Genomic DNA, 15,076 nt, shown 5'->3' with positions numbered 1-15,076 from the left:
CCGGAACGCATAAAAAGTTTCCTCTAACGAAGAACCAGCTTCTTCGAGAGGGCTTCAATCGAAGCTTTTTTTATCGCCCGGGACAAAAGTATGGTCTCCCGGGCTTTTTGTTTTTTGTCATATGGTTTAAAATGATGAGAAAACGAACAGGGGGTGGCTCTCATTCGAAGAGTATCAATCATCCTGACGTTTCTTTTTTGCAGCGTACTTTTGACGCCCTTTTGTCAAGCCACCGGTCTTCCTGATGAGAAGGCGGAGAAAAAGGTGATTAAAGTGGCGGGAGACAACAGCTTTCCCCCTTTCGAATTTCTGCAAAACGGGACGTACCAAGGGTTTAATGTCGATATCTTGAACAGCGTTTCCATCGAGACTGGAGTCAGCTTCGAATTTCACCCCATGCCTTGGAACGAAGCACTGCAAGCGCTGGAAAAGGGGGAAGTGGACGCCATCCAGGGGATGAAGTACAGCCGGGAGCGGGCAAAAATCTACGAGTTCTCCCTGCCTTATTTCACCAGTGCCCAAGGGATATTTGTGCGCAAACAAAACTACTCGATCTTTTCTCCACGCGATTTGGCTGACCACAAGATTTCCGTGCAGCGGGGCGATATCAGCGGCGAAGTGCTCCGACACGTGAACAAGGTGCAAATGTTTCAGGTGGAAAATCAGGAAGAAGCGATTCAGCTGCTGCTGGATGGGCAAGTGGATGCGTTCGTGGGCAATCAGATTACCGGCCAATACGTTCTGCAGCGCAGCGGACAATATGATCAGGTGAAGATTGTCGGCGAACCCATCGACCCGACGGACTACGGCCTCGTGGTGCTAAAGCGGAACAAGCATTTGCTCAAGACGATCAATGAAGGAATCCGGGAGATCAAACAAAACGGAACCTATGAGAAGATTGAGCGAAAGTGGTTTGGCGCGTACATCTACCCGCCTTCGTTCCCGATGAGGGAGATGATGACGTACGTGCTAGTTGGCGTCATCGTCGTGTCAGGCGTGCTCCTGATCATCTTGTGGTGGAATTTTACATTGAAGAAAGAATTGAAAAAACGAATTGACGATTATAAAAAAACGATGGACGAGCTCGCCAGAAAAGACCGGTTGCAGTCCTTGGGACAATTGGTGGCAGGGATCGCCCACGAGATCCGCAATCCGATTACCACGATCCTGTCCTATTCCCAATTGCTTCCGCAAAAATACGATAACCCTGAGTATCGTGAGTATTTTTCCGAACATGTCACGGAAGAAGTGCGCCGGTTGAACAAGCTGATCAACGATTTGCTGGATTTCGCCCGTCAACGTCCTCCCGCACGGACAGAATTTCAGCTGCTGGAGGTTCTGAAGGCAGTCCAGCTGTATTTCCAACCCATGTTGAAAGAAAAGAACATCCAGGTCCGGCTGGATGTCGCCGCGCCCTTGCTCGTCTGGGCTGACCCACAGCAGATCAAACAGGTTTTCATCAACCTGCTGAAGAATGCGATTGACGCGATGAACAGCGGTGGAACCCTCGACATTTCCGCCAAGTTCAAACAGGACTATATCGAAGTGATCATCAGGGATTCCGGTGAAGGCATCGATCCGGACGATGTGAGCAAGGTGTTTGAACCGTTCTTTACGAGAAAAGCGGAAGGGGTGGGACTGGGACTGTCGATCTGTTACCGGTTGATGGAAGAGAATGCCGGAAGCATTGAAGTGAGAAGTGAAAAAGGAATGGGGACTACCGTTATCCTACAACTACCGTCTGCGGGTGAACGCACATGATGATGGTAAAACCAAATGTACTGATCTTGGACGATGAAAGCACGATCTGCAAGTCACTGTCGTTTGTTCTGGAAGACGACTATCAGGTTTACGCCACTACCGACCCACAAGAGGCGTATCTCCTGTTGTCGCGTCTAACCGTTGCCCTCGCCCTGATCGACCTGCGGCTGGGTGCACACGATGGGATCGATATTTTAAAGAGAGTGAAGCAGATTTCTCCCAAAACCGTCGTGATGATTATGACCGCTTACGGCAGCATACCCTCGGCCGTGAATGCGATGAAGAGCGGAGCGTTTTACTACGTCAGCAAACCGATTGATACGGAAGAGCTGAAAGTGCTGGCCGCCAAAGCGTTGGACCAGTACCAGCTGCAAAACCGCGTGGAATGGCTGAACGAGGAAATTCAAAAAGCGTACGACGTTCACGGGCTGATCGGACAAAGCCCATCCATGCAGCAAGTGTTTTCCTTGATTGAAAAGGTGAAAAACATTGATTCCAATGTGTTGATCACCGGAGAAAGCGGGACGGGCAAGGAACTGGTCGCGCGCGCCATCCATTTTTCCGGACATCGCCGTGACAAAGGGTTCTACGCCATTAACTGCGCCGCCATTCCCGCGCAGCTGATGGAATCCGAGCTGTTCGGCTACGAAAAGGGAGCGTTTACCGGGGCCCTCACGCGCAAGCCGGGAATCATAGAACTGGCCGACGGGGGAACGCTTTTTTTGGATGAGATCGGAGAGCTTGATCCTGTCCTGCAAAGCAAGCTTCTGCGGGTCATACAGGAGAAAAAAGTCACGCCGGTCGGCGGACAGCAGGAAAAGTCCGTCGACGTTCGAATCATCTGCGCCACCAACAAAGATCTGAAAAAAGAAGTGCAGAACGGGACATTCCGCGACGATCTCTATTACCGGCTGAACGTCATTCTCATTACGCTGCCGCCGCTTCGGGAGAGAAGGGAGGACATTCCCCTGCTTGTCCGTCATCTGATTCAGAAATTCAACAATAAAATGTCCAAGCAGATAAAGGAAATAACGCAGGACGCCATGCAACTGTTAACGTCCTACTCCTATCCCGGGAATGTCAGGGAACTGCAAAACATCATTGAACGCTCCATTGCCTTGTCGGAGGGTGACACGATCACGGCAAAGGATTTGCCGGGTGATTTGCGAGAAGAGCGCAACCTGCCGCTTTCTTTGGATGCCAACAAGCTGATCCCCGTGTTCGTCGGTGAGACGATGGAAAGCGTGGAGAGGAAGGTCATTACCTCCACGTTGCAGGCGATGGAGGGAAATCGGCGCAAGACAGCGGAAGTGCTTGGCATCGGCGAGAGAACCTTGCGGGACAAGCTGAAAAAATACAGTGAAGAATAAAGCTGCGCACGGAGTCGTCTCCGTGCGCTTTTCACTTTTATCCCGATCGAAGGCAAACACCGAGGCGGCGAAATCTGCCGACCCGGCGAAATCTGCCGCTTGGATCGGAGGACGATGGCTCACTCTTCATGAAAGCAGCTATTGGCATGATACTTGCTTATCTAACCAATCGACAAAATAAAATGGGGGTATGACACATGAAAAAAACAATGAAACAAATTCTGGCTGCGCTGACGATCGGTGCGTTTGCCTTGATGACGGCGGCGTGCGGAGGAGCCCAAACAGCAGGCGGAGGTGCGGCCCAAGACGAGGTGCTGCAAAAGATCGCGCAGACGAAAACACTTACAGTGGGGACGGACGCTACGTTTAAGCCGTTTGAGTACAAAACCGGCGACAAGTACGAAGGCTTCGACATCGATTTGATTCAAGCCGTTGCCAAAGAACTGGGCGCGGAAAAAGTGGAGTTTGTCGATACCGAGTTCAAGGGGCTGATTCCGGGGCTTCAAGCCAAAAAATTCGATATGATCGTCTCGGCCATGTACATCACGGAAGAGCGCAAAAAAACCATCGACTTCTCTGATACGTATTTTCCCGGCGGGCTCTCCATCATGGTGAAGAAAGACAATGATACCATCAAAGGCATAGAAGACCTGAAAGGGAAGAAAGTATCCGTTCAAATCGGCACCAAGTCGGTGAAATTCCTCGAGGAAAATCACAAGGACATCGAATTGGTCAAGGTGGAGAAAAATACGGAAATGTTCCTCGAGCTGGAATCGGGCAAGGTCGATGCGGTGGTCACCGGCTTCCCTGCGGCCAAAGCGTACGCAAAAGAGAACGGTAAGGTGAAAGTGTTGGAAAAAACCCTGACCGAAGAGTTCTACGGCTACGGCATTCGCAAAGAGAACGCGGAATTCACGAAGGCTGTCAACGAAGCATTGAAAAAGGTGAAAGAGAACGGAACCTACGACCAAATCGTGAAGAAATGGTTTGAATGATGAAAAGGGTGTGATGATTCACACCCCTTTCTCCATAATCAGTGAACAAGCGGGGTGGAATACATGCAGTCATTGGATTTTTCGGTTCTGGCCGAATGGGAGAACATGAGCCTGCTCTTGCAGGCCCTGGTTTACACGGTTCTCTACACGTGCGCCGGATTTCTCCTGAGTATTGTCATCGGCATGCTGATCGCGTTCGGTCAAATGTCCAAAGTCAAGCCGATTCGATACGTTTCACTTGCTTATTTGTCGTGGTTTCGCGGGACTCCGCTTTTGGTTCAGTTGTTTTTGCTCTATTACGGCCTTCCTCTTATCTTCGGAATTGACACGGTAGCCTGGTTGTCCGGTGTCCTGGCCCTTGGGATGTACAGCGGATCCTATACGTCGCAAGTGATTCGCGGGGCCATTCAATCCATCGACAAGGGGCAAATGGAAGCGGGACGTTCGCTGGGTTTCTCCTATGCGCAAACCATGCGCAAGATCATTATCCCGCAAGCGGTGGTGCGAATGCTTGCACCGATGACCAACGAGTTCATCTCGTTGACCAAAAACTCGTCCCTATTGTCCACCATCACGGTGGTGGAATTATTCCGACAGGCCAACATCATGATTGCCGACACCTACAAAACCATGGAATTCCTCATCGCCGTCGCGATTTTGTACTATCTGCTCAACAACCTGATCGGCTATCTCGGCCTGCTGTTGGAAAAACGCTTAGGTATGGGAGATGACTTGCGATGATCAGGATCACAGGGTTACACAAATCGTTTGGCAACAATCACGTCCTGCAGGGGATTGATCTCACGGTGCACCAGGGGGAGGTAGTCGTGATACTCGGGCCGTCCGGCTCAGGCAAAAGTACGCTGCTCCGCTGTATCAATTATTTGGAGACGTTTGAACAAGGCGAAATCCGAATCGAAGGCAGGCCGATCGGCCGCACTATGGTGGGCGGCAGGAGCGTGGAAATGCCGCAAAAAGAACTGAACCAAATCCGTCAAGAGGTGGGGATGGTGTTTCAGTCGTTCAATCTGTTTCCACACAAGACTGTCATCGACAACATCACGATGGCCCCCGTCACCTTGCGCGGATTGACTCATGACGAAGCAAATCGGCAGGCACTGGAATTGCTGAGAAAAGTGGGATTGGAGGAAAAAGCGTACGCACGTCCGGCCAGTTTGTCAGGCGGCCAAAAACAGCGTGTGGCGATTGCCCGCGCTTTGGCCATGAAGCCCAAAGTGATGCTGTTCGACGAACCAACCTCGGCACTTGATCCCGAGACGGTCGGAGAGGTGCTTCAGGTGATGCGTACCTTGGCCCGTGAAGGGATGACGATGGTGGTTGTTACCCACGAAATGGGCTTTGCCCGCGACGTGGCAGACCGTGTTGTCGTCATGGACAAAGGGAGCATTATCGAAGAAGGGACCCCGGACAAAATCTTCCGTGAACCGTCCCATCCAAGGACCCAGATGTTCTTGCATCAGGTTCTCAAACAAGATCAGGATTTTCGTTGAAGGAGAGATTGACATGCAAAAGCTTACCCACATACAGCGGCCTGGCGTGCTGTACGCGCCGGGAAAAGGAGATCCATACGTGACGCGGTTGAGCGAGTGGATTACGGAATGGGATGGACAAGAAGCGTTTGAAGTGGCGCTGATCGGGGCTCCCCTGTCCAAAAGTTCCATCAGCTTCTCGGGGGCTCATCTTCATCCGGCTGCCTTCCGCCAACTGTTCAGTGCTTTTACGACGTACGATTTCGAAGAGGATATCGATTTGCAGCCGCTTCGTGTTCGAGACCTGGGCGATATCGTCATGCACATCACCGATATCGCACAATGTCATCGAAACATCGAGCAGGCCTACGAGGAAGTATTCCGACGATTCCCAACTGTCGTTCCTTGCCTGGTGGGGGGAGACCATTCCATCACCTATCCAGCGCTCGCTGGTCTCAACCGAGTGCTGGGCAAACGGATTGGCGTCATTCAATTCGACGCTCATCTGGATGTGCGCGACACACGATACGGCGGACGCTCCAACGGAACGCCAATTCGCAGTCTGGTGGAAGAAGAGGTGGTTCGCGGAGAGGACATCGTTACGATTGGCTTGCGCAGCTTCGCCAACTCCAGGGAGTACCGGCAATACGCCGAACATCAAGGGATCTCTCTGTATACGGCCCGTCAGGTTCACAAGGAGGGAATCCAGGAGATTTTACGGCAAGCGATCGATCGCCTCAGTCCGAAAGTGGACGCCGTTTATGTAACGGTTGACATCGACGTGCTGGATCAGAGCGATGTTCCCGGTGTACCGGCCATCGGTCCCGGCGGGCTTTCCCCTTACGACTTGTTTGAAGCGGTACAGAAGCTTGGTCAGTGGAATAAGACGGTTGCCATGGACATGGTCTGCGTCGATCCAAGCAAAGACACCCGCGACCGCACTTCCCGTGTCAGCCTGCACGTATTTTTGCATTTTTTGGTCGGTCTCTACAAGCGGATGCACAGCTAGTCACGTGCAAACCAAACCCGAATGATTCGTTCGTCCTCCACTTCATACATGGCGAAAACGGTTCCTCCCCTATCAGATCCTGCTTGATCTACAAACCATGATACTCTATAAATAAAATGTGGTAATTATATCCATTGATGTGGGAGAGGAAACGATGAAAGGGATAAAAACATTACTTGGAAGTGTCATAACGGCAAGCCTCCTGGCAGCCACTCCCGTATGGGCAGCCGCTCCTGTTGTAACACAGCCGAAGTGGTACAAGCCTCATGAAAGCAGGGATGCCAAAGCAAAAGCCAAGGAAGAGAAGCATAGCCGTTCCATTACGAATATTCCGAAGGAAATGAGAGAAGCGCTGGACAAGCTTGTCAAGCAGCTGCCAGAGCTCAAAGGACTCCATCTGCGGTCGGTAGAAATGACAGAGGAGAACGGTGATCATCCGGAGGTGTGGGAGTTTACCCTCACGGAAAAGAAAAAAGGATCAATGTATGACCGCGATCAGGTGCGCGCGTGGATTACAATCCATGCGGAAACGGGTGAACTCTATGAGTACGAGTACCACAATCCGGATTGGGCCGGGACCGGGGATATCACGGAAAAAACGGCAAAACAGAAAGCTGACGAGTTCTTGAAAAAGCTGTTCGGCAGCAAGAAGAAAGACCTCGTACAAAAGCAGGTACGAATCATCGAAGACGATGAAGATGATGACGATGATGAAGAAGACAACGATGACACGACCAAAAGAAAGAGCGCATATGTCCTCTATGAAAGACAAATAAAAGGCATTCCGCTGATCGATTTTGACGTCGAGGTGGAATTGGACGGGGATGGACATGTGGTTGCCTTCGAGAACCAGGCGTATGTATCACTGGAAAAGGTTGCCTTCCCCAACCCGAAAAAGGCGTTAAGCCAAAAGAAGGCGGTAAAGGCATACAAAGAGCTTGTCGACATGTCGCTTATCTACCTGTTTGATTCCCGTAAAGGACATCCTGTATTGGCGTACGAACCTGATTTTTACGGCCCGATTGACGCGTTTACCGGAAAGAAATCACCAGATTTGGTCTATTTCGAGATGCAGGATCCACAACGCGTCGAGATTCAACCGAATGGGAATCCGTGGGTGATTCGCTCCCGTGAGGATGCCGAGGAGCTGTTGAAACAAGTCTTCAAACTTCCGGTGGAAGACTTCGAATTCGAAGGGGAACATGACTGGGGAGATGACGAGGACGATGATTCCGGATCGATCAGCTACTACTGGGAAACGAATCAGCAACCGTGGGGCGAAGTTGAACTGGAAGTGGACAAGAAAACCGGCCGGGTCATTTGGTACGATGCCGATTTTGACACGGAGGTTGACAGTGAACCGATGATTACCGGAGAGGAGGCCTTGCAAATCGCTTCCAAAACGCTGGAACAGTTAATAAGCCCAAACAAGCAGGCTGTTGAACTGACCTACATGCACAATCCGTTTGCCAAAGAGAAGACTCCCGACTGGGTGGAAGAAGACGAAGAAGAGGAAGGACCGTATTACGCGCGTTACACGCTGTACTTTAGCGACCTCTATCAGGATATTCCGGTAGCCTACAGCGGATACTCGATCGACGTAGACCCGATCACAAGCAGGGTGCTGGAAATGGATCTGGATGCAGAAGAGGATCTGTCTGACCTGCCCGAGCCTGTTGACACGATCTCTCCCGCGGAGGCAGAACAAGCATACGTGGACCACCATCCGCTCACTCTCTTCTACCTGTGGCCGCGATACATGGGGCAAATAGCGCCGAAACCCATCCTGCTTTACGGCCCAAAGGAGACTCAGGATGCGTATATCGACGCCTTTACCGGCAATGTCGTTGACATGGAGGAAGACTTCGAAGAGTAGGGAAATCGCCTAGCATCTCTTTCAAAATTCCATAGAATGTTTTGCAGCCTCCCCCATATAGTGATAGTAAACGTAAGGGGGGATGGCACAATGCTTGCGCTCATGTACCTGGTTTTGGTACTTCTGCTGATTGTGTGGCTGGTTGTGAAACTGGTTTTAAAACTGGTCCTCCACGATACCGTCCGTCACGACATGAACTACCTCTGGGAACACTACAACCTCTCGCGAAAAGACATTCATTTCCCCAAACCCAAGAGATAATGGAAAGAAAAAGCGCCGATCGAGAGCACTTTTTTAGTGCTCTGTGATCCCGGTGCTTTTTTCTGCTGTATATCCATGGTATCCTTAAATAGATTGGATACGTGCGGATCGATTGGCTTGGAAAAGAGGTGAAATAGCGTGATGGTGGCCAGTACTGACCAAAAACGGCAGTACTTTCGGGTAGAACTGGACCCGCCCCTGTGTGCTGATATGACGATTGTCATGATTAAGGGGAAGTCACTGGAAGTGGGCAGTGCAGAAGTACTCATCGTGGACATAGGTCCTGGCGGTTTGCGCTTTCAGACCTGTTTGCGTTTGCCAGCACACCCGGAAATTGTTCTGCAATTTGAGACGGAGGTTCTTTCCCAGCGAGTAGAAATGTACGGGAACGTTGTGCGGAACAATGAATGTGACGAAGGCATTTACGAGTACGGCGTAAAATTTACCATGGACGAAGAAAAGCATATAGAAATCGCCCGAATCTTTAATCGATTGGCGATTCGGCTGAAAAAAGGGGTCTCTCCGCCAAGCGGCCGTTTTCTGGTCGGTGACCGGCTTGCCTATCTGAGAAGCAAACAGTAAAAGGGGCTGTCCCATAAGCCATAAAAAATGGCTGAGGGATCGCCCCTTTTTTCAATGTAGAAAACAAAAAAGAAACCATCCTTTGGTAAAATGTAAGTACCACCAAACACTTACAAAAGGAGAGGGTTTCTTTGTTTATTGAGTATAACATGAATCAACTATTCCTTCCAATAGATTTAGAAGAGGACATCCCCCAAAATCATCCTGTTCGAGTCGTCAATGATATGGTGAATCGGTTAGACGATGAGATTTTTGCTGCGGCATGGATTTTCGCACCATCAATCGCTTTCGCTCGGAGCGGATGAAGGATGTATGGGAAACCGTATTTTCATCTGTACTGGAATTACTCCGGAAAATCCTGAGTGCGATACTGCTGATCTTCTTCCTTCTCAAGTTCCTCGATCTTGGCAAATAGTTCTTTTACCTTCTCCTGCAACTTGGCGTGATGCTTGTCCACTGCTTTTTTCCAGACGAAAGTATACTGGTTGGCATTGGCCTCGATTTTTTCTCTCGGCAAACTCCCTTCCACCATCATTGCAGATGCTGGCTACGGCGGGGAAGAGAACTATGTCTTCCTGGAAAGTGAACGAGTGGAAGCATTGGTGAAGTACAGTACCTATCATAAAGAGAAGCAGAAAGCCTGGAAAAACGAAATTGGCAAGATTGACAACTGGCAGTATGACGAGGCGGAGGACGTTTGGATTTGTGCGGCTGGGCAAATACTGACCTTTTGTTATGAGAGCAAGGAAAAGACGGAAAGTGGGTATGAAATCCGGCATCGGCATTACCGAAGTCTGAGTTGTGAAGGTTGTCCGCTGAAGCCATCTTGTACGAAAGCAAAAGGCAATCGGGAAGTGAAAGTAAGCTTACCGTATCAACGTTTCAAACAACAGATACGAGAAAAGCTACGAAGTGAAGAAGGGTATCAGTTGGCGGTTCGTCGCATCGGGTAGGAATAACCTTCTTACCCGACTGATTTTTAAAATACAGGACAAATTTAGAAGAAAAAGAGGCTGACCCTCCGTAGAAAATCTACTTATGGGACAGCCCCTTTTCGTGTTGGCAACCTTGATGTTTAGCGAATGCCGGGCGGGATCATCGGCGGCACGTAATTCAGCTCTTCATCCGCCGTGATGTAGTCTGTGTTTACCATCAGCAGAAGGTAGCGTCTGCCTGTTTGCGGATCGCTCAGGATGATGTGGTCGCGCCCGGCCGCTTCCAGTCTGCCGCGGAAGATTTTTGCATTCCATTGGGTGTTGTTTTCAAATGTTTGATAAACGGTAATGACTTTTCCCAGGTTCAAGCGAAGGATGTTTTCAATATAGGATTCCTCAACGAACTGACCAGGTACTCCGGGTACGCCGGGAATGACGGAGCCGCTGGGTTGTTGGGGAACGATTTGCTGCTGTGTCATTTGATAAGAATAACCGGAGGACGGGTAGGGGCTGTCGGTATAGGGATAAGGGTAGCTGGCGTAGGATAGGTTATGCGGTTGCTGACTCATGACATACTCTCTCCTTTAATAGACTCGCGGGCAGTCTTGTCTTCTTGGCTGGAAGAAACAGTGAGCTTTAAAGCGGCCTGCGTTACGCTGATTGAACCAGGTTGGGGGACAATTACCTGTAGGGCGGAAAAACCAGAGCGAATAAGAGGCCGGATGCTGACGCTCTCCTCTAACGTTGCGTCTCGCAAGGCGTCTTTCCCGATCCCGGGCCCGCTGGTAAAAGTACGGTTTTTGCACCGCTTCGAATCCGCCTGGGGATTGAAACACCATCTCGCGCATGCTGCGGATGCCTCTGAAATCAAGGCAGTTCGATAAAATCCGGTTCACTCCCACGTTGCCGACCATCAGCATGCCCAGTTCGCCCTCGCCTTCCGCTTCGGCGCGGATCAGGCGAGCAAGCAGGTCAATATCGTTGGAGTTCGCTTTTATGACGGCCATCGCTTCACCTCCTCCAAAAACTCACACTTACAATATATTGACAAAGCGTGATTAGGTGATTGTCTAGAGAAAACTTTCTGAAAATGCAAGTTGACGGTAACGTAAACGCGAAGTAACATCATTTATAGATAATTCAGAAAAGTTTGGAAGGGGGGCCGCTGCCATCATTCTGCAGGAAGACAGCATGAGGCAACCAAAAGCTGAAGGAGATTGACGAGAAAATCACCGGGTTGATCAACCTGCGCGAAGACATTCTCGTCTACAAGCAAAAGTTTGAACAAAAATTGCAAGAGACGAAAGAGGGTAAACACTCGTGAATGTATCCGCACTTCTTGCTGTCAATGGACGCAAGTACGCCGACAAGCCGGCCCTGATCATGGGCGGTCGGCATGTGACATTTTCCCAGTGGAACGACGCGGCCAATCTCTGGGCATGCCGGCTGCGTGAACGGGGCGTGTCTCAAGGAGACCGCGTCGTGCTGTTGATGCCCAATTGCCCTGAGTTTGCCATCATGTATATGGCGGTGATGCGCTGCGGCGGTATCGTTGTCCCGATCAATGCGCGTTCTGCCCAGGAGGAGGTCCTCTACATCCTGGAGCACTCCGGTGCAAAAGGGCTGGTTGTACATGACATGCTGCTGCCGGGAGTAAGGGAGCTGCCGGCCAAACATCCCTCGCTCGTCACAGTCAAAACAGGGGGAAGCGAGCCTGGATGGATCGGCATAGAGGACTGGCAGACCGGCGATTTGCCGGAAGAAATGAAAGCGCTCTCAATAGATCCGGACCTGCCGGACGCCCATGAAGACAGTGAGGCAAGCATGCTGTACACCTCCGGTACCACCGGTCGTCCCAAAGGTGTGTTGTTTACTCATCGCAGCCTGCTTACCATCGCCAACATGATCTCGATTGAACTCTCCATTACCCACCGCTCCCGCATTTTACAGTTGATGCCGCTCAGCCATTCCGCTCCGCTTCATTTGTTTTTTATCCCGAGTATCATGAATGGGGCGACGCAGGTGCTGGCTCCCGCCTTCAGTCCGGAGCTTTTGCTCCAGTTGGTGCAGGAGCAGCGAATCACCCACTTTTTCGGTGCTCCCGTCGCTTATTTGCTGACGATGAAACATCCCGACTTCCACCGTTACGACCTCTCATCCGTCCGTTACTGGATGTACGGAGGCGCCCCCCTTTCCAAAGATATGGCCCGACAGATGGAAACGTACTTTCGGCGGGAGAAACTGGCCTGCCTGTACGGGCTTACGGAGGCCGGTCCTACCGGTACGTGTCTGATGCACGGCGAACATCCGGACAAGGCGGGAAGCGTCGGCAACCGGGCGGTTTTGTTTGCAGAAGTGGACGTGGTCGATGAGTCCGGACAACCCGTTGGACGGGGCTTTCCGGGTGAGATAAGAATCCGCGGGGAAGGTGCGATGAAGGGCTACTACAACAACCCGGAAGCGACAGCGGAGGCATTGCGCGAGGGATGGGTCTATACCGGCGACATCGGCCGTTGGGACGAAGACGGCTTTTTATGGATCATCGACCGGAAAAAGGATGTCATTATCAGCGGCGGCGTGAACATCTATCCCAAGGAGCTGGAGCAGGAGCTGGAACGCCATCCTGCCATCCAGGAAGCAGCGGTAGTCGGCGTACCCCATCCGGAGTGGGGTGAGACGATCAAGGCGTATCTGGTGTTGAAGCCGGGAACCGATCCCGATCAGGATTGGGTGCAGGAGGTGCGCCACTTTTTACAGGGGAGGGTCGCGGACTTCAAGCTTCCCCGTCTGGCGGAGTGTCTTGACACGCTGCCTCGCAATGCCAGCGGGAAGATTTTAAAGCATTTTTTACGCGAGCTGAAAAGCCGGAAAGGAGCCAACCAACCATGAGCAAGGTGCAGCCGTTGATCGACACGCGGGCGTACAGCGACAACATTCCCCATCCTCAACCGGATGAGGGTAATTTTTACACGGCTGATCCGAACCTGCGGTATCTTGTCAGACGTTTTCTGCCACAGTCGATGCAGGAGTGGGCGGAGCGGGAGTTGACGAAAATGGGCGCCTATGCAGCAGGCGAGATGGATGAGCGGGCCGCTTATACGGATCGGGAAGGAAAACCGCGCCTGCGCAAATACAACCGTTTGGGTGAGGATGTTTCCGAAATTCTCACCAATGACGGGTACAAACGGACCGTAGCCGACGTCTACGGGACCGGCATCGTCAGCTACCTGTTCCAGCCGGTTCCAGAACTGGGACAGACGGTGCCCTACACCTACTCCTATATGCTGGGTTATCTCGTCAGCCAGACAGAGCCTGGATTCTACTGCCCTGTCACTTTGACGATGTCGGCGGCCTACCTGCTCCACCGGTACGGCAGCGCGGAACAGAAGCAGCGGTATTTGACCGGACTGATCTCTCGTGACTACAACACGCTGTTCGAAGGAGCCACATGGCTGACAGAAAGGCAGGGAGGCTCGGATGTCGGGGCCAACGCAACGGTGGCAGAGCCGATAGCAGGAAAGCCAGGCCTGTACAGATTGACCGGGGAAAAGTTTTTTGCCAGCAACGCCGGAGCGATGGTGGCCACCGTGCTGGCGCGGGTCGACTCATCCAAGCCGGGTACGAAAGGATTGGGTCTGTTTCTCGTGCCATGGGTCAAACCGGATGGAGAACGAAACCGGATCTCCGTCAGAAGACTAAAAGAGAAGCTGGGGGTCAATGCGGTACCTTCCGCCGAGGTGCTTCTGGAGGGGGCGGAAGGCTATCTGATCGGAAATCCCGAGAACGGTTTCAAATACATGGCGGAAGCGCTGAACCTGTCCCGCATTTGCAACGCGGTGGCTTCCGTCGGCATCATGCGGCGCGCTTTTTATGAGGCGGCATATTACGCACAGCGACGTCGGGCTTTTGGCTCCCCGATTGATCAGTACCCGATGGTCCGGGAGATGCTGGTTGACCTCCTGCTTGATTGGGAGGTTAGTACGGGAGCGGTCTTTGACATGATTCAGTACTTCGACAGGATGCAGGGCGAACAGGCAGCAGTGAAAGACCAGGCACTGGCACGCCTCTTGATTCCGCTCCTCAAGTACCGGACCGGCGAACAGGCAGTCGCAGGCAGTCATGTGGCAATCGAAATTCACGGCGGAAACGGATATATTGAGGAATACGTCACACCGCGGCTGCTTCGCGACGCACAGGTGCTGACCGTTTGGGAGGGCACGTCCAACATTTTGGCACTGGATCTGCTCCGGGTGATGCAAAAGGAAAACAGCCATATCCACTTTATGCAGATGATTCGGGAGCGGATCGGCACGTGGAAGCACACGCTTTCTCAGCCCTTTGTTCGCCGTCTGGAGCAGGAACTGGAGCTGCTGCAGGACAATCTCCGCTATCTCATGCAGCAGCCGCCTGAATACCTGACTTATAAGCTAAAACCGCTTGCGGACCACATGGTCGACCTCTATTCGCTTGCCTGTTTGGTCGGCGAAGCGGAAGACCAGCTCACGCAAGACGGCAACGCCCGCAAGTACGTGCTGGCTCATCTGTATGTGAAAAAACACTTGCAGCAGCCAGCCAAGCGAGGGATTCAGGACGACCCGATGCTGGATGTGCGATTCTTCAAGCAGCTGGTTGAATACCGAACGGTCACCGCTGAAGAGCTTGAGGGGCTGCTGCCGCTTTGGCAAGTGTAATCCCATGTAAGAAAACCCACCCGGCATTCGCTATTCTCACCCCACTCGGCGGTAGCTATCGCTGAGCCGAGTGGGGTCCCTTTTTTCGCCGGGCGGGGCCCCGAAC

Annotated in this window: 13 protein-coding genes and 2 pseudogenes; 12 read left to right on the top strand and 3 right to left on the bottom strand. The window is 51.9% G+C overall.

Annotated features, from left to right (window positions below):
- Nucleotides 1-264 precede the first annotated feature (264 nt).
- From ACE99V_RS18965 to ACE99V_RS18925, 9 genes are all read left to right on the top strand, one after another.
- Nucleotides 265-1,761, top strand: a complete 1,497-nt coding sequence (locus ACE99V_RS18965; RefSeq protein ID WP_400492358.1) for a transporter substrate-binding domain-containing protein — start codon at nucleotides 265-267, stop codon at nucleotides 1,759-1,761.
- Nucleotides 1,758-3,131 carry a sigma-54-dependent transcriptional regulator gene (locus tag ACE99V_RS18960; RefSeq protein ID WP_400492357.1) on the top strand — a complete coding sequence of 458 codons (1,374 nt, stop codon included), beginning with the start codon at nucleotides 1,758-1,760 and terminating at the stop codon, nucleotides 3,129-3,131. Before ACE99V_RS18965 ends, ACE99V_RS18960 begins: the two co-directional genes overlap by 4 nt.
- Nucleotides 3,132-3,328: 197 nt before the next feature.
- The gene (locus tag ACE99V_RS18955) at nucleotides 3,329-4,126 is read left to right on the top strand and encodes a transporter substrate-binding domain-containing protein (RefSeq protein WP_400492356.1); all 798 of its coding nucleotides are present in this window, start codon (nucleotides 3,329-3,331) and stop codon (nucleotides 4,124-4,126) included.
- Nucleotides 4,127-4,189: 63 nt separating this feature from the next.
- Nucleotides 4,190-4,867 (top strand): amino acid ABC transporter permease, encoded by a 678-nt coding sequence (locus tag ACE99V_RS18950; protein WP_400492355.1) that lies wholly within the window; start codon nucleotides 4,190-4,192, stop codon nucleotides 4,865-4,867.
- A complete protein-coding gene (locus ACE99V_RS18945) occupies nucleotides 4,864-5,637 on the top strand; it encodes an amino acid ABC transporter ATP-binding protein (protein ID WP_400492354.1) in 774 nt (257 codons plus the stop codon). Before ACE99V_RS18950 ends, ACE99V_RS18945 begins: the two co-directional genes overlap by 4 nt.
- Before the next feature lie 13 nt (nucleotides 5,638-5,650).
- On the top strand, nucleotides 5,651-6,625 hold the full coding sequence (gene hutG / locus ACE99V_RS18940) for a formimidoylglutamase (protein WP_400492353.1): 975 nt from the start codon (nucleotides 5,651-5,653) through the stop codon (nucleotides 6,623-6,625).
- A 154-nt stretch (nucleotides 6,626-6,779) separates the two neighbouring features.
- Entirely contained in the window at nucleotides 6,780-8,501 is a 1,722-nt protein-coding gene (locus ACE99V_RS18935; RefSeq protein WP_400492352.1) for a YcdB/YcdC domain-containing protein, read from the top strand.
- Nucleotides 8,502-8,591: 90 nt separating this feature from the next.
- Nucleotides 8,592-8,762, top strand: a complete 171-nt coding sequence (locus tag ACE99V_RS18930) for a hypothetical protein (RefSeq protein ID WP_400492351.1) — start codon at nucleotides 8,592-8,594, stop codon at nucleotides 8,760-8,762.
- 141 nt (nucleotides 8,763-8,903) lie between these two features.
- The gene (locus ACE99V_RS18925; protein ID WP_400492379.1) at nucleotides 8,904-9,344 is read left to right on the top strand and encodes a PilZ domain-containing protein; all 441 of its coding nucleotides are present in this window, start codon (nucleotides 8,904-8,906) and stop codon (nucleotides 9,342-9,344) included.
- Between the two features lie 346 nt (nucleotides 9,345-9,690).
- On the opposite strand, the pseudogene ACE99V_RS18920 reads toward ACE99V_RS18925, so the two are convergent.
- Nucleotides 9,691-9,849 (bottom strand): annotated as a pseudogene (locus tag ACE99V_RS18920) (IS1182 family transposase); the annotation flags it as partial.
- 1 nt (nucleotide 9,850) lies between these two features.
- Here ACE99V_RS18920 and ACE99V_RS18915 point away from each other — a divergent pair.
- A pseudogene (locus ACE99V_RS18915) lies at nucleotides 9,851-10,291 on the top strand (transposase); the annotation flags it as partial.
- A 128-nt stretch (nucleotides 10,292-10,419) separates the two neighbouring features.
- On the opposite strand, the gene gerQ reads toward ACE99V_RS18915, so the two are convergent.
- Complete coding sequence (gene gerQ / locus ACE99V_RS18910) at nucleotides 10,420-10,848, bottom strand: spore coat protein GerQ (protein WP_400492348.1); 429 nt, start codon at nucleotides 10,846-10,848, stop codon at nucleotides 10,420-10,422.
- Between the two features lie 15 nt (nucleotides 10,849-10,863).
- Nucleotides 10,864-11,286, bottom strand: a complete 423-nt coding sequence (locus tag ACE99V_RS18905) for a cell wall hydrolase (protein WP_400492347.1) — start codon at nucleotides 11,284-11,286, stop codon at nucleotides 10,864-10,866.
- A gap of 313 nt (nucleotides 11,287-11,599) precedes the next feature.
- On the opposite strand from ACE99V_RS18905, the gene ACE99V_RS18900 reads away from it, so the two are divergent.
- Together ACE99V_RS18900 and ACE99V_RS18895 are read left to right on the top strand one after the other, a co-directional pair.
- On the top strand, nucleotides 11,600-13,168 hold the full coding sequence (locus ACE99V_RS18900) for a class I adenylate-forming enzyme family protein (protein ID WP_400492346.1): 1,569 nt from the start codon (nucleotides 11,600-11,602) through the stop codon (nucleotides 13,166-13,168).
- Nucleotides 13,165-14,970, top strand: a complete 1,806-nt coding sequence (locus ACE99V_RS18895) for an acyl-CoA dehydrogenase family protein (protein ID WP_400492345.1) — start codon at nucleotides 13,165-13,167, stop codon at nucleotides 14,968-14,970. Before ACE99V_RS18900 ends, ACE99V_RS18895 begins: the two co-directional genes overlap by 4 nt.
- The last annotated feature ends 106 nt before the right edge of the window (nucleotides 14,971-15,076 follow it).

The sequence above is a fragment of the Brevibacillus soli genome, assembly GCF_044759095.2.
Classification (GTDB): Bacteria; Bacillota; Bacilli; order Brevibacillales; family Brevibacillaceae; genus JBIYSM02.
This window is presented reverse-complemented; position numbering and strand designations above follow the sequence as displayed.

Bases quoted from the DNA above. Each gene is read 5' to 3' on its own strand.
- ACE99V_RS18960 (WP_400492357.1), top strand. From the start codon at position 1,758: ATGATGATGGTAAAACCAAATGTACTGATCTTGGACGATGAAAGCACG.
- ACE99V_RS18955 (WP_400492356.1), top strand. From the start codon at position 3,329: ATGAAAAAAACAATGAAACAAATTCTGGCTGCGCTGACGATCGGTGCG.
- ACE99V_RS18950 (WP_400492355.1), top strand. From the start codon at position 4,190: ATGCAGTCATTGGATTTTTCGGTTCTGGCCGAATGGGAGAACATGAGC.
- ACE99V_RS18945 (WP_400492354.1), top strand. From the start codon at position 4,864: ATGATCAGGATCACAGGGTTACACAAATCGTTTGGCAACAATCACGTC.
- hutG (WP_400492353.1), top strand. From the start codon at position 5,651: ATGCAAAAGCTTACCCACATACAGCGGCCTGGCGTGCTGTACGCGCCG.
- ACE99V_RS18935 (WP_400492352.1), top strand. From the start codon at position 6,780: ATGAAAGGGATAAAAACATTACTTGGAAGTGTCATAACGGCAAGCCTC.
- ACE99V_RS18930 (WP_400492351.1), top strand. From the start codon at position 8,592: ATGCTTGCGCTCATGTACCTGGTTTTGGTACTTCTGCTGATTGTGTGG.
- ACE99V_RS18925 (WP_400492379.1), top strand. From the start codon at position 8,904: ATGGTGGCCAGTACTGACCAAAAACGGCAGTACTTTCGGGTAGAACTG.
- gerQ (WP_400492348.1), bottom strand. From the start codon at position 10,848: ATGAGTCAGCAACCGCATAACCTATCCTACGCCAGCTACCCTTATCCC.
- ACE99V_RS18905 (WP_400492347.1), bottom strand. From the start codon at position 11,286: ATGGCCGTCATAAAAGCGAACTCCAACGATATTGACCTGCTTGCTCGC.
- ACE99V_RS18895 (WP_400492345.1), top strand. From the start codon at position 13,165: ATGAGCAAGGTGCAGCCGTTGATCGACACGCGGGCGTACAGCGACAAC.